At 35.2% G+C, this 12539-nt stretch carries 16 protein-coding genes; 14 read left to right on the forward strand and 2 right to left on the reverse strand.

Going from position 1 to position 12539, the window contains the following annotated elements; all coding sequences use genetic code 11:
- Positions 1 to 134: 134 nt before the first annotated feature.
- The gene (locus tag V7138_RS11430) at positions 135 to 686 is read right to left on the reverse strand and encodes a helix-turn-helix domain-containing protein (RefSeq protein ID WP_335397236.1); all 552 of its coding nucleotides are present in this window, start codon (positions 684 to 686) and stop codon (positions 135 to 137) included.
- Positions 687 to 781: 95 nt separating this feature from the next.
- Here V7138_RS11430 and V7138_RS11435 point away from each other — a divergent pair, with 95 nt between their 5' ends.
- From V7138_RS11435 to V7138_RS11465, 7 genes are all read left to right on the forward strand, one after another.
- Positions 782 to 1510 (forward strand): AzlC family ABC transporter permease, encoded by a 729-nt coding sequence (locus tag V7138_RS11435; RefSeq protein WP_438824347.1) that lies wholly within the window; start codon positions 782 to 784, stop codon positions 1508 to 1510.
- On the forward strand, positions 1507 to 1830 hold the full coding sequence (locus V7138_RS11440) for an AzlD domain-containing protein (RefSeq protein ID WP_335397239.1): 324 nt from the start codon (positions 1507 to 1509) through the stop codon (positions 1828 to 1830). The genes V7138_RS11435 and V7138_RS11440 overlap by 4 nt, the downstream gene beginning before the upstream one ends.
- A 176-nt stretch (positions 1831 to 2006) precedes the next feature.
- Positions 2007 to 2333: an ArsR/SmtB family transcription factor gene (locus V7138_RS11445; protein ID WP_335397242.1), complete on the forward strand. Its 327-nt coding sequence runs from the start codon at positions 2007 to 2009 to the stop codon at positions 2331 to 2333.
- 62 nt (positions 2334 to 2395) lie between these two features.
- On the forward strand, positions 2396 to 2809 hold the full coding sequence (locus tag V7138_RS11450; RefSeq protein ID WP_335397245.1) for an ArsI/CadI family heavy metal resistance metalloenzyme: 414 nt from the start codon (positions 2396 to 2398) through the stop codon (positions 2807 to 2809).
- Between the two features lie 43 nt (positions 2810 to 2852).
- Positions 2853 to 4151 carry an arsenic transporter gene (locus V7138_RS11455; RefSeq protein WP_335397248.1) on the forward strand — a complete coding sequence of 433 codons (1299 nt, stop codon included), beginning with the start codon at positions 2853 to 2855 and terminating at the stop codon, positions 4149 to 4151.
- Between the two features lie 13 nt (positions 4152 to 4164).
- The gene (gene arsC, locus V7138_RS11460; protein WP_335397251.1) at positions 4165 to 4587 is read left to right on the forward strand and encodes an arsenate reductase (thioredoxin); all 423 of its coding nucleotides are present in this window, start codon (positions 4165 to 4167) and stop codon (positions 4585 to 4587) included.
- Between the two features lie 55 nt (positions 4588 to 4642).
- Positions 4643 to 5023: an enoyl-CoA hydratase gene (locus tag V7138_RS11465; protein WP_335397254.1), complete on the forward strand. Its 381-nt coding sequence runs from the start codon at positions 4643 to 4645 to the stop codon at positions 5021 to 5023.
- A gap of 168 nt (positions 5024 to 5191) precedes the next feature.
- Here V7138_RS11465 and V7138_RS11470 read toward each other — a convergent pair whose 3' ends face one another.
- Entirely contained in the window at positions 5192 to 6103 is a 912-nt protein-coding gene (locus V7138_RS11470; RefSeq protein WP_335397257.1) for a LysR family transcriptional regulator, read from the reverse strand.
- 453 nt (positions 6104 to 6556) lie between these two features.
- On the opposite strand from V7138_RS11470, the gene V7138_RS11475 reads away from it, so the two are divergent.
- The 7 genes from V7138_RS11475 (at position 6557) to rpiA (ending at position 12496) form a co-directional block, all read left to right on the forward strand.
- On the forward strand, positions 6557 to 7876 hold the full coding sequence (locus V7138_RS11475) for a GntP family permease (protein WP_335397260.1): 1320 nt from the start codon (positions 6557 to 6559) through the stop codon (positions 7874 to 7876).
- A gap of 127 nt (positions 7877 to 8003) precedes the next feature.
- Positions 8004 to 8765: a 3-hydroxybutyrate dehydrogenase gene (locus V7138_RS11480; RefSeq protein WP_335397263.1), complete on the forward strand. Its 762-nt coding sequence runs from the start codon at positions 8004 to 8006 to the stop codon at positions 8763 to 8765.
- A 597-nt stretch (positions 8766 to 9362) separates the two neighbouring features.
- On the forward strand, positions 9363 to 9806 hold the full coding sequence (locus tag V7138_RS11485) for a MarR family winged helix-turn-helix transcriptional regulator (protein WP_335397266.1): 444 nt from the start codon (positions 9363 to 9365) through the stop codon (positions 9804 to 9806).
- Positions 9807 to 9857: 51 nt separating this feature from the next.
- Positions 9858 to 10802 carry a ring-cleaving dioxygenase gene (locus V7138_RS11490; RefSeq protein WP_335397268.1) on the forward strand — a complete coding sequence of 315 codons (945 nt, stop codon included), beginning with the start codon at positions 9858 to 9860 and terminating at the stop codon, positions 10800 to 10802.
- A complete protein-coding gene (locus tag V7138_RS11495) occupies positions 10803 to 11426 on the forward strand; it encodes a nitroreductase family protein (RefSeq protein WP_335397270.1) in 624 nt (207 codons plus the stop codon). It begins immediately after the preceding gene.
- A gap of 202 nt (positions 11427 to 11628) precedes the next feature.
- Positions 11629 to 11763: a BA3454 family stress response protein gene (locus V7138_RS11500; protein ID WP_335397271.1), complete on the forward strand. Its 135-nt coding sequence runs from the start codon at positions 11629 to 11631 to the stop codon at positions 11761 to 11763.
- Positions 11764 to 11806: 43 nt separating this feature from the next.
- Positions 11807 to 12496, forward strand: a complete 690-nt coding sequence (gene rpiA / locus V7138_RS11505; RefSeq protein WP_335397272.1) for a ribose-5-phosphate isomerase RpiA — start codon at positions 11807 to 11809, stop codon at positions 12494 to 12496.
- Positions 12497 to 12539: the final 43 nt, after the last annotated feature.

Genomic DNA, 12539 nt, shown 5'->3' on the forward strand with positions numbered 1-12539 from the left:
GTACTTGATCTTCAATCGAGTGCTTTTGTCTAAAAAAAGCCTAATTTCTCACCAAAAGTATGGAGGAATTAGGCTTTTTTGCATGAATCCAAAAGGGGTCCAGTCCTATTCTTATTAAAAATATAGACAAAATGTTAATCAGGATAAAAGATAATAAGGTAGAATCTAACCAGTTCATCTGAAGAATTTATGTAAATATGTTCACAATCCGCGCTAAATTTAATCGTTTCGTTAGGATTTAATTCAAATTTCTCTCCTTGAAAATCAAGAGTCAGCGTTCCTCTTTGTATGAGTATATATTCCTCGCCTATATGTTTTTCGGATATATGACGAAAACCAGGTTTTAAGTCTACCGTGTAAACTTCAAATTTTTTTTCTGGATGAAAGGGATAAATCGAATACACGAGATAATTTCCATCGTCATCAATAACAGGATTCAGTTCATTCATCTTTATTTTTTGAATTTGCGGCTTTTCATTTTCCTTTAAAAATGCTGAAAAAGACACTTGTAATCCATTTGCTATTTTCCAAAGAGTAGTGACAGTTGGATTGGATTTCCCATTTTCAATTTGAGCTAACATCGCTTTACTTACACCAGTTAGTTCGGACACTTGATCTAAGCTTAACCCGCGTTTTTTTCTCATTTCAGCAAGATTACTAGCGATAACCCCTTGAATGAATTCCATAAAAAAACTCCTTGACTCTTTTTTGTATTCATACTAACATACATATTAACATTATAACAGACGTTTGTTTAATATAACATACAGCGGGTGATAGAATGATGAATGTATTAGCAAAAGAAATACATAACGAAGAAAATCTCCCTACATTTTCTCAGGGAGTCAAAGATTGCGTCCCAACTTTGATTGGCTACGTCAGTATTGGAATTGCCATGGGGATCGTTGGAGCATCGTCCAATTTAAGTATAGTAGAAATTGCTCTTTTATCTTCATTGGTCTACGCTGGGGCAGCTCAATTTATTATTTGTGCACTATTAGTATCGGGAAGTCCTATTTCTGTCATTGTATTTACGACCTTTATTGTAAATTTACGGAATTTCTTATTAAGCATGACATTAGCTCCCCACTTTACAAAATATTCATTAATGAAAAATGTCGGGATAGGTGCCCTTGTAACGGATGAATCATTTGGTGTTGCCATTAATAAAATTGCTAAAAAAGAAGTAATCAATGCCCATTGGATGAATGGGTTAAATGTAACAGCTTTTATTTCCTGGATTCTATCCTGTATCTTGGGTGCTATCTTTGGTAAATGGATTTCAAATCCAGAAGTATTTGGATTAGACTTTTCCTTAACGGCGATGTTTTTGGCATTGCTTGTCTTACAATTTCAGACCATAGAGCATGGGAAATTGAAGTTTTATCTTTCATTAATCGTTTATGTCGTGCTATTGATGTTGGTTCTCTGTATGTTTGTTCCTTCTTATATTGCGATTCTCTTATCAACAATCATTGGTGCAACTATTGGGGTGGTGAAAGATAAATGAGTATAAATGAAACCATATTGCTAATCATTTTAGGCTGTGCCATTGTAACCTTTATTCCAAGAATTATTCCATTTATCGTGATACGAAATTTAACGCTTCCGAAAACGGTAATCAAGTGGCTCTCATTTATCCCGATTTGTATTTTTACTGCCCTTATCGTAGATAGCTTTATTATCCAAGATGAATCTTTATTATCCATTGATTGGAGTGTTCTAACGGCAATTATTCCAACGCTTATTATAGCTTTATGGACAAAGAGTTTGTCGGTCACAGTTATCGTGGGAATAGTAAGTATGGCTACTGTTCGGTTTTTGTTTTAATGGTACCGATGTTTTCAAAACGTAAATAAAATATAAATTCGGACTGGATCAATGGTGGTCTGGTCCTTTTTATTGGATTTTTAATAAATCAATTTTTTTTGATTAATCAGTTGCATTTTATTGGAAATTCTAATATGATTTAAATATCAAAAAAATTTGATGAAAGGAGGATATCAATGGAGGCAATAAAATCGACATTTCAGCAATACGAAAAAAAGTTTAAAGCCCTTGCTGATCAAAAGAGGTTAGAAATCATGTATGAGCTTTGTCAAAGGGGTCAAACTTGTGTATGTGATTTAACCGAATCCTTTGGAATTTCACAATCAAAACTATCCTACCATCTTAAAATTTTATTGGATGCAAACTTAATTGTTAAGGAAACAAAAGGAACCTGGAGTTATTATGATTTAAATGAGAAAGAAATAAATGGCTTACTCTCCGAAGAACTTTGTTGTATTTTTAGAAAAACGGGAAATAAAGCAGCAAATAATAGTTGCTGTTAATTTTTAAAGTTATAAATCAACTTTTTTTGATATAAGGGAATAATAATTGGGAGGAATTTTAAATGAGGTATGTTCACGTGGGGATTAATGTAACAGATTTGGAAAAATCGATTGATTTTTATCAAAAGGTGTTTGGAATCAATCCCGTAAAGACCAAAAATGATTATGCAAAGTTCTTGGTAGAAGAGACAAGATTGAATTTTACGTTAAACGTGAAGAGCGATGTAAAGGGTAATCAAGTGAATCATTTTGGGTTCCAAGTTCAAAATGCGGAAGAAGTCATCTTACATAAAGAGAGATTAGAAAAAGAGGGGTTCTTTGCACGTGAGGAAATGAATACAACGTGTTGCTATGCTCTTCAAGATAAATTTTGGGTAACAGACCCAGATGGGAATGAGTGGGAGTTCTTTTATACAAAAGAAGATAGTGATATGCAACAAGTTGAAGGAGATACTTGTTGTGTTGGTCAAATATAATTTGCATCCAAGAATTTCATACTAGTAATTGGAGGTTCAGCTTTTGTCAACAACATTGGTTTTAGCACTTATTATTTTTGTCGCAACATTAATTTTAGTAATCTGGCAGCCTAAGGGCTTAAATATCGGTTGGTCCGCATGTGGAGGAGCAATCATTGCCTTACTAGTAGGTGTTGTCGGATTTAGTGATGTCTTAGAAGTAATAGACATTACTTGGAACGCAACATTATCGTTTGTAGCGATTATCCTAATTTCATTAATCTTAGATCAAATTGGTTTGTTTGAGTGGGCTGCACTCCATATGGCAAGGATTGCACAGGGAAATGGGATTAAGATGTTTGTCTATGTCAGTATTTTAGGCGCGATTGTTGCCGCTTTATTCGCCAATGATGGGGCAGCATTAATATTAACACCCATTGTACTTGCTATGGTTCGGAACTTAAACTTTAAAGAAAAAATGGTGTTTCCGTTTATTATGGCTAGTGGCTTTATTGCAGACACGACATCACTACCATTTATTGTAAGTAACTTAGTGAATATTGTATCAGCTGATTTCTTTGGAATCGGTTTTCTTGAGTATGCTACCAGAATGATTCTTCCTAACATTTTTTCATTAATCGCAACGATTGCAGTTCTGCTTATTTATTTTAGAAAAAGTATCCCGAAAACATATGATTCTTCTAAATTGAGGAAACCGGAAGAAGCGATTAAAGACCAAAAGTTGTTCCGGCTTTCATGGTTTGTTCTTGCGGTATTACTAATTGGTTACTTTACTAGTGAATTTATGAATGTTCCTGTATCCATTGTAGCAGGAATAATTGCCATCCTCTTTATTCTTATGGCGAGAAGAAGTGAAGCAGTTAATACGAAGGCGGCCATTAAAGGAGCACCTTGGAATATTGTATTTTTCTCGATTGGAATGTATGTAGTTGTTTATGGATTAGGGAATGCAGGACTTACCTCTGTCTTAGCAGGTATGATTCAAAACGTGGCTGAGGAAGGACTGTTTGTTGCTACGGTTTCAATGGGCTTTATCGCGGCTATATTATCTGCGGTTATGAATAATATGCCAACTGTTATGATTGATGCTTTAGCGATTGCAGAAACGAACACTTCAGGTATTATCCGAGAAGGTCTTGTGTATGCAAATGTGATTGGTTCGGACTTAGGCCCTAAAATTACACCAATCGGTTCCCTTGCTACATTAGTATGGCTTCACGTATTATCCCAAAAAGGCGTGAAAATATCGTGGGGAACCTATTTTAAAACGGGGATTGTCTTAACGATACCTATCTTATTTATTACATTAATTGGGCTTTATCTATCAATCCGATTTTTCTAAAGGAGAATGAGTTATGACGAAAAAAACAATCTACTTTCTTTGCACAGGGAATTCATGCCGAAGTCAAATGGCAGAAGGATGGGCGAAAAAATATTTAAATCAAGATGAATGGGTAGTAAAGAGTGCTGGAATTGAAGCACACGGACTGAACCCAAATGCTGTTAAGGCAATGAATGAAGTCGGAATTAACATATCAAATCAAACTTCAGATATAATACAACCAGAAATATTAAACAATGCAGCCTTAGCTGTTACCCTTTGCGGTGATGCAAAGGATAAATGCCCGGTTACACCTCCTCAAGTCAAACGAGAACACTGGGGATTTGATGATCCTGCAAAAGCAGAAGGAACAGAAGTAGAAAAATGGGCAGTTTTCCAGCGTGTTCGTGATGAAATCGGTGAAAGAATTAAACGATTTGCTGAAACTGGGGAATAGTTCCAGTAGAGAGGTATAAGAGTGTTCACACGATTGAATTCAGGGGGAGGTTAAAGTGAATTTGAAAGTTGGAGAGAGCATCCGATTTGAACGGACATTTACTAAAGAAGATGTCGACATGTTTACGAAAATTTCGATGGATGAAGGGGATCACCATACCAACCCTGATGAACTGGGGAGAGTTGTGGTTCAAGGGTTGTTAACCGCTACTTTGCCAACTAAAGTTGGTGGAGATTATAATGTGTTGGCTCGTACCATGAATTTTGAATTCTTTAGACCTGTGTTTACTGGAGATACGATTAGTTGTGTAGTAACAATCGAAAAATTGGAAAAGAAAGATCAGAATAGAACATGTATTTTGGCGACTTTCCAATGTGTAAATCAACTTGAGAAACAAGTGTTGAGCGGGAATTTTTCGGGAGTCATATTGGGTTAACTGGGACTGATGAATAGGCATTGCTTTAACAAATCGGGTAGCCGATCATAGGTGCGTCAGTCAAGAGAGTAATAGGGGTAAATGACCTAGAGGGGTAGAGTGATAAAACTCTATCCCTTTTAATTTTTTGCTTACCATATAAACACAAAGGTCCCTTAGAATCGTACTTTAAAACTGCTTATACTTTTCTTTTGCAATGTTCAGGAATGTAAGAGCGGGAGCAGATAAGGATTCTCCTTTTTTATAACTGACCACTACATGATTCTTATAAACCGGGTTCCCCAAAGTATAGAAAATAGAATCCGTAATGATGTTGTCCCGTGTAACTACACTTTCTGGAATAATTGTTAAACCAACGCCTCTATTTGCAAGACGAAAGGCACTTTCAATATTCTGCGTTTCGATTACTATATTAGGATGAATGGAGTATTCTTTGAATATTTCATCTGTGAGTCTTCTTAATCCAAGCCCTTTTTTAAGCAATATGAATTTTTCTCCGTCTAGAAGATGGGGATTAAATGGAATGTGGGCTACAGGTTTCTTATCGGGATTATAATGCTTATGAAAAGGAGGAATCACTATAAATAGTTTTTCTTCATAAAGGATCTCATAGACAATTTCTTGATTAAATATAGGAAGCATATTTAAACAAATATCAATTTTCCCTTCCAATAGCAAAGATTCCATATCATTCGCAGATTCCTCAACCAGTTCAATTTCAATCCCGGGGTAATTCAGGATGAATTCAGGTAAGATATTATAGAGGGTATGTGAACCTAATATTGGATTTATGCCAAGCTTAAGCAGCCCTTTTTCCATATTTGAGATAGACTCAATTTCATGCTTCAATTTACTATACGACTGTTCTATTTCATTCATATAAGATAAATATCTTTCCCCCGCATATGTTAACGATAAGGGATTTACTCTCCGGTTTACTAATTCAATTCCTAGTTCATCCTCTAAATTCTTAATGTATTTGCTAAGGTATGGCTGTGATATATATAAAGCCTTGGCGGCATGTGAGAAATTTCCGTATTTAGCAATTGACTTTAGATACTTTCCAGATAGATCTTTCATCTTTCTCTGGCCTCCTTAAATAACCTAATTTTCACACTCGCAAATAATAGTATGAATCGTGATATGTTATTTCATTATAAGTATGAAGGTAATTCTTATCAATTTATAACCTGTTTATTATGAAAACCATAACCTTATTAGTATTTCTAAATGTGAATAATCTGTGACATACTATGGTGGAACGGTTAGGGAAAAACATTTTTTACAAAATCTTTGGGGGGAATTCATACAGCACAGACAACAAAGTCAAAGGGAGATATCTTTAGTACCTATTGCTTCATAACTATAGGGGATTTTCATTTTTAGGAATAATTATGCTATAGAAACCAATTATTAATGATTTAAATAGTTTTTTTTAGCCATTTGTCTTGATTTCAAGATAAATGAATTAAAGGTAAATAAGTGGAAAAATTTCAGGAAACACTAACATAAAAATATGAGGGGAAGATCATCATGGATATCATTCAAGTTATTGGTATATTACTTGGAATAATAGTAGTCATTTATGGAGCAATGAAAGGTTTTAGTATTTTGATTGTTGCTCCAATTGCATCGATTATCGTCATCATAACAAATCAACTAGACTTTTTCTCTTCCTTAATTGGAAAAGAGAATTCCTATATGACAGGTTTAACAGATTTTGTAGTAAATTTCTTTGCTGTCTTTCTTTTAGGAGCCATTCTAGCTAAATATATCGATAAGAGTGGAGCGGCTCAATCTATTGCGAAAAAAATTCTTGAAAAAACGGGAACAAAAAATCCTTTTTCAGTATTAGTAGCACTACTCATAATTACGGCTATTTTAACGTATGGCGGAGTTAGTTTATTTGTAGTTATATTTGTACTTATTCCGCTTGCAAAGCCATTATTTAAACAATTAAATATTGCATGGAATTTAGTAACAATTCCTATTCAGCTTGGTTTAGGTACGTTTACGATGACCATGTTACCTGCTACACCATCTATTCAAAATGTTGTCCCTACGGCCTATCTTGGTACAACCCTTACGGCAGCACCACTTTTAGGGATTATTGGAGCGGTAGTAGCAGCTGCCTTTGGTTTATGGTATATGAAATTCACTTTAAATAAAAGTATAGCAAACGGAGAGACATTTACTGATTTTAATGTGAAAGAATCGGATGAAGAATTAAAAAAGGAAATCCCTTCTTTTATCGTAAGTATCATTCCGATTGTGCTTTTGATTGCAGTAATTATCGTTGGTAGTGCTTTAAAAGTACAAAATATTATTGTTATCGGATTAGCAGCTGCAGTTATTGTTTCGGCTATTTTATTTAAAAAATATATTCCAAGCCAAAAAGCAGTGATAAATGAAGGTGCGAGCGGTTCTATTATGCCTGTATTTTTCACTTCATCAGCCGTAGCTTTTGGTGTGGTTATTACCATTGCACCAGGATTTAAGTATATTTCTGACTTTATTTTAAATATTCCTGGTAATCCTCTTATCAGTTTATCCGTTGCTTCGGCACTTTTTGGTGGGATAACAGGTTCTGCATCAGGAGCGTTAGGAATTGTTATGCAGGCATTCGGTCAAAGTTACTTAGATATGGGACTTAATCCGGAAGTAATCCATAGGGTCTCAGCGGTTGCATCATCAGTGATTACACTTATGCCGCATAATGGTGCAGTATTAACATTCTTAGCTTTGACAGGACTTACTCATCAAAATGGCTTTAAGTATCAATTTATCGCGGTAACAGGTGCTAATTTACTTGCTTTAATTGCAGTGTTAATTACAGCCATAATTATGTATTGATATCTGAAAAACTACCATATGAGGAGGTGAATCAAAAGAGAAGGTTCTAAACAATTTAGTAGTTAATCATTTTTTTGACTAAATTATGTATTTTAATAAAACATTCGAAATGTAGGAGGAAATAACAATGACAACTCAAAAAGAACGTACAGTAATCGTAACAGGTGCAGCTCAAGGAATCGGATATGCAATTGCAGAGGAATTTGTAAAAAATGGTGACTTTGTTGCCATCTTTGATTTAAATGAAGAAGCAGCAAATGGTGCAGCTGAAAAATTAGGAAATGCAAGAGGATTCAAAGCAAACGTAGCAAATGAAGAAAGTGTGAAAACAGCTGTTGAACAGGTTATCGCAGACCGTGGAACAGTAGACGTACTAGTAAACAATGCAGGTCTGCAGTTTATTTCACCTACTGATGAATTCCCTGAAGAAAAATGGGATCTAGTGGTGGATGTAATTCTAAAAGGGACATTCTTAGCAACGAAACATGTACTTCCTGCAATGAAGAAGCAAAAATATGGTCGTATCATTACAATTTCTTCAGGACACGGTAGAAGACCTGATAAATACAAATCTGCATATGTTGCAGCAAAATACGGACAAATTGGGTTTACAAATGTAGTTGCAATGGAAAATGCTGAATACGGTATTACAGCTAATTCAATTTTACCTGGACCAACTCGTACAAACCTAATTGAAAAACAATTACCAGTACTTGCAGAAAAAGATGGAACTACAGTAGAAGAAGCACTGAAAACACATATCCTTGGTAGCCAATGGTTAGGACGTTTACTTGAACCTTCAGAAATTGCAGCTACAGCCCTGTTCTTAGCTTCAGATGGTGCAGCCGCGATTACTGGCGAAGCACTTGGTGTTACTGGCGGGGAATAATCATCCAAAGACCAGTTGCAGTTATTTTTATTTAATAATAATATAATTGGAGGTCTGGTGAATTTTTCATCAGCCTTTTTTGCATATTATGAAGATATTTTTAAAGTTAATTTATGAATTGAATTCTTCACAAAACATTTTTGCTTGCTTAACGTCCTTTTTGATGAGTTAGATAAGTATTTTTCTTTTACATTTTTAAAAGTACCAATTTCCAAGATTTTATAATAGTTTTCAATTGTAAAATGGAAACAATGTCTATGAGAAAAAGTATAAGAATGATCGATAACGACCGTATTTTCATCTACTAGAGGTGCGTTACAAATCTTGCAGAACTTTGTCATTTTATCACAACCCTCTTTCAAAATAGGATTAGTTATATTGTGAGTACAATATTATCCAAACGCTATTTAGAAGATTAGTAAGATTCCGAGTTTAGATATAAAAAATTTATACATAGTTTAGTTTATTGGCTTTTTGAAGCATTTTTATGGATTTGGTCATTCGTAATAAAAAAATATCTCGAATTCAAGATAATTTTATTGCATCGGTATCAATTGAGTGGTAAAGTGATAATAAAGAAGGAAGTGACACAGTGCTATGAAAAAAAATACGCGTGGTTCATTAATCTGGTTGCGACTTACTCGATTCACACATCAAAGTAATTTACTTTCAAATGATTTTTTAAAGCAATTTGAATTAACTACTGCACAATTTGATGTATTAATGCAAATTTCAACTTACGAGCCATTAACTCAGAGTGAGCTTGCCGAGAAAGTTACGGTGACACAAGGCGGTATTTCACGCATGCTGGCACGACTTGAAAAAGAAGGACTCATTGAACGAAAGCAAGACTGGAAGACGAAATCTATTTCCTTAACTAAAAAAGGCCGTGAAAAACTAGATCATGCGTTTGAGGCACAGCTTGCCTTTCAATCCTCTTTCTTTGATGAATGTTTATCTAAAGAAGAACAAAAAATACTATATACGCTCATGTCGCGTGTACAAAAAAATAGTGAAAAAAAGAAAATGCCGAGCAAATAATTTTTTTATTATATCACTTGATTAGTAAAGTGATAAAAGGAGAGATTACCTATGTATACAATTCCAGGACATCATCATATTTCAATGATCACAAAGGATGCAAAACAAAATAACCATTTTTATCGTGAAGTACTTGGGCTACGACGTGTGAAAGTGACAGTGAACCAGGATGATCCAACGATGTATCACTTATTCTATGGAGATAAAACCGGAAGTCCCGGTACAGAGCTATCGTTTTTTGAAATTCCTCCAGTGGGGAGGACGCACCGAGGCACAAATGCGATAACCCGAATTGGTTTACTTGTACCAACCGAAAGCAGCTTAACTTATTGGAAAGCACGTTTTGAAGAATATGGTGTACAACACAGTGAAATCACATCATACGCCAACAAGCCAGCCTTACACTTTGAAGATGAAGAAGGTTTGCGAATGGTTTTACTTGTATCAAACGGCGAGAAGGTTGAGCATTGGGAAACTTGGGAAAAGTCAAATGTGCCTGAAGAACACCAAATTCAAGGCATGGGCTCAGTGGAAATAACAGTGCGCAAACTTGATAAATTAGCAAAGACCCTAACAGAGATGTTTGGATATACGCAAATTTCACGTACAGAAGATGAAGCCATTTTCCAATCCATACAAGGAGAGGTATTTGGAGAAATCGTTGTGAAATATTTAGATGGTCCTACTGAAAGACCAGGACGAGGTAGTATTCATCATTTAGCGATTCGTGTTAAAGATGAGGTAGAGCTAGCTTACTGGGATGAACAGGTTCGAGCACGTGGCTTCCATACATCTGGCATTGTGGATCGCTTTTACTTTAAGAGCCTATACTTCCGTGAGTCAAACGGTATTTTATTTGAAATTGCAACTGACGAACCTGGTTTCACAATTGACGGTGATATCGACACACTAGGTGAAACATTAGATCTTCCACCGTTTTTAGAAGATCGTCGTACTGAAATTGAAGAAAATCTAAAACCAATTGAGGTGAAATGAGTGACTGAATTTAGTAGTTTAGTAAAAGAAAGACGATCAGCAAGTAATTTCTTACCTGATCATCCAATAACAAAAGAAGAGTTAGACGAAATTTTTGGATTAGTAAAGTTTGCTCCAACGGCTTTCAATCTACAACATGCTCACTATAAAGTTATTACAAACCAAGAGGTGAAAAAGAAGCTAAGAACAGCTGCTTATGGTCAATATAAAGTTCATTCATCTTCTGCAGTCATAATTGTAACAGGAGATACTAATGCCTATCATGATGCTGCCAAAATAAATGAGGGCCTATTGATGTTAGGAATTCTCAACAAACAGGAATATGATCATGAGATTGAAGATATTACCTCATTATATACAAGCAGAGGAGAAGTGTTTCAAAGAGATGAAGCCATTCGGAATGCTTCGCTTTCTGCGATGATGTTTATGCTCGCAGCGAAGGATAAAGGCTGGGATACTTGTCCGATGATAGGGTTTGATCAACAGACCGTAAAGGAAATATTAAATATTAGTTCTGAACAAGAAGTGGTTATGATGATAACGATTGGAAAAGAAAAGGTGTCTAGCCGAAGACCTAGGGGATATCGTAAACCAATTGCGGAGCTTGTTAGCTACATTGAATAGGGACTTGAAGGAATTGGGAAAACACTCACTGGTTAAAAGGTGAGTGTTTTTTTTGAAAAATTATCTTGAATTCGAGATATATTTCTTGACTATAAATAATTTGAGGGTTATTATTGGTTACATAAAGTAACGTCGGTTACTAATAGTGACTTGTTATAAAAAGATAAACAAAATAAATATTTTTCAGATAGGAGTGAATCATATGGTTGAGGTAACCCTGAACCTTGAATATAAAGGCAAAAAATATCTAACAAACGTCATTGTTAAGAAAGGCACACCTCAAAGTCAAATATTCCGTATTGCGGAAGAGCAAATTAAGAAACAATGGCAAGGTTAAAAATGAATGTGGAATCTCCAGTTATGAAAGGAGAAAGAATCCTTTGAATGAGAAAAAAGCAGTTGGAGAAAAAGCTGTTGATTATATAAAAGATGGAATGGTAGTGGGACTAGGAACGGGCTCGACAGTGTTTTATACCATAACTAAGCTTGGAGAATTAGTTCAAAACGGACTTTCTATTAAGGGAATTCCTACCTCAAAACAAACTGAAAAACTAGCTAAGGAGATTGGAATCCCACTTATTTCTTTTAATGAGGTTGAACACATAGATGTGGCCGTTGATGGTGCCGATGAGGTGGATCCTGATTTAAACCTTATAAAAGGGGGCGGTGGTGCTCTTTTACGGGAAAAAATCATCGCAAATGCAGCTAAAACTTTTATCGTAATTGCAGACCCAGATAAAAATGTTACAAGATTAGGATCTTTCCCATTACCGGTAGAAGTCTTACCATTCGGCATTGAAATGACAAAGAAAAAGATCCAAGAACTCGGGATTACACTTCAATTAAGACAAGTTCAAGGGAATCCATTCCGAACGGATAATGGTAACTATATTCTTGACTGTCGTTTACCGGATATGACGAACCTTAAAGAATTAGAAAGAGAGCTTAACCTTATACCCGGCGTTATTGAGAATGGGTTATTTCTCGGAATGACTGATAAATACATTACCTTGGATAGGGCCAAGGATAACTCTATTGTAGTCAGAAATAGAAAAGATTTACAACACTAGAATGAATCTATCTTCCTGAAAAAAGATAGTTACTAGGAGGACT

Origin of the sequence: Bacillus sp. JJ1533, from assembly GCF_036965045.1 — a bacterium.
Lineage (GTDB): Bacteria > Bacillota > Bacilli > Bacillales > Bacillaceae_L > Ferdinandcohnia.

What these genes read in the sequence shown, in the direction of transcription:
- V7138_RS11430 (WP_335397236.1), bottom strand. Translation starts at nt 686, where the DNA reads ATGGAATTCATTCAAGGGGTTATCGCTAGTAATCTTGCTGAAATGAGA.
- V7138_RS11435 (WP_438824347.1), top strand. Translation starts at nt 782, where the DNA reads ATGATGAATGTATTAGCAAAAGAAATACATAACGAAGAAAATCTCCCT.
- V7138_RS11440 (WP_335397239.1), top strand. Translation starts at nt 1,507, where the DNA reads ATGAGTATAAATGAAACCATATTGCTAATCATTTTAGGCTGTGCCATT.
- V7138_RS11445 (WP_335397242.1), top strand. Translation starts at nt 2,007, where the DNA reads ATGGAGGCAATAAAATCGACATTTCAGCAATACGAAAAAAAGTTTAAA.
- V7138_RS11450 (WP_335397245.1), top strand. Translation starts at nt 2,396, where the DNA reads ATGAGGTATGTTCACGTGGGGATTAATGTAACAGATTTGGAAAAATCG.
- arsC (WP_335397251.1), top strand. Translation starts at nt 4,165, where the DNA reads ATGACGAAAAAAACAATCTACTTTCTTTGCACAGGGAATTCATGCCGA.
- V7138_RS11470 (WP_335397257.1), bottom strand. Translation starts at nt 6,103, where the DNA reads ATGAAAGATCTATCTGGAAAGTATCTAAAGTCAATTGCTAAATACGGA.
- V7138_RS11475 (WP_335397260.1), top strand. Translation starts at nt 6,557, where the DNA reads ATGGATATCATTCAAGTTATTGGTATATTACTTGGAATAATAGTAGTC.
- V7138_RS11480 (WP_335397263.1), top strand. Translation starts at nt 8,004, where the DNA reads ATGACAACTCAAAAAGAACGTACAGTAATCGTAACAGGTGCAGCTCAA.
- V7138_RS11485 (WP_335397266.1), top strand. Translation starts at nt 9,363, where the DNA reads ATGAAAAAAAATACGCGTGGTTCATTAATCTGGTTGCGACTTACTCGA.
- V7138_RS11490 (WP_335397268.1), top strand. Translation starts at nt 9,858, where the DNA reads ATGTATACAATTCCAGGACATCATCATATTTCAATGATCACAAAGGAT.
- V7138_RS11500 (WP_335397271.1), top strand. Translation starts at nt 11,629, where the DNA reads ATGGTTGAGGTAACCCTGAACCTTGAATATAAAGGCAAAAAATATCTA.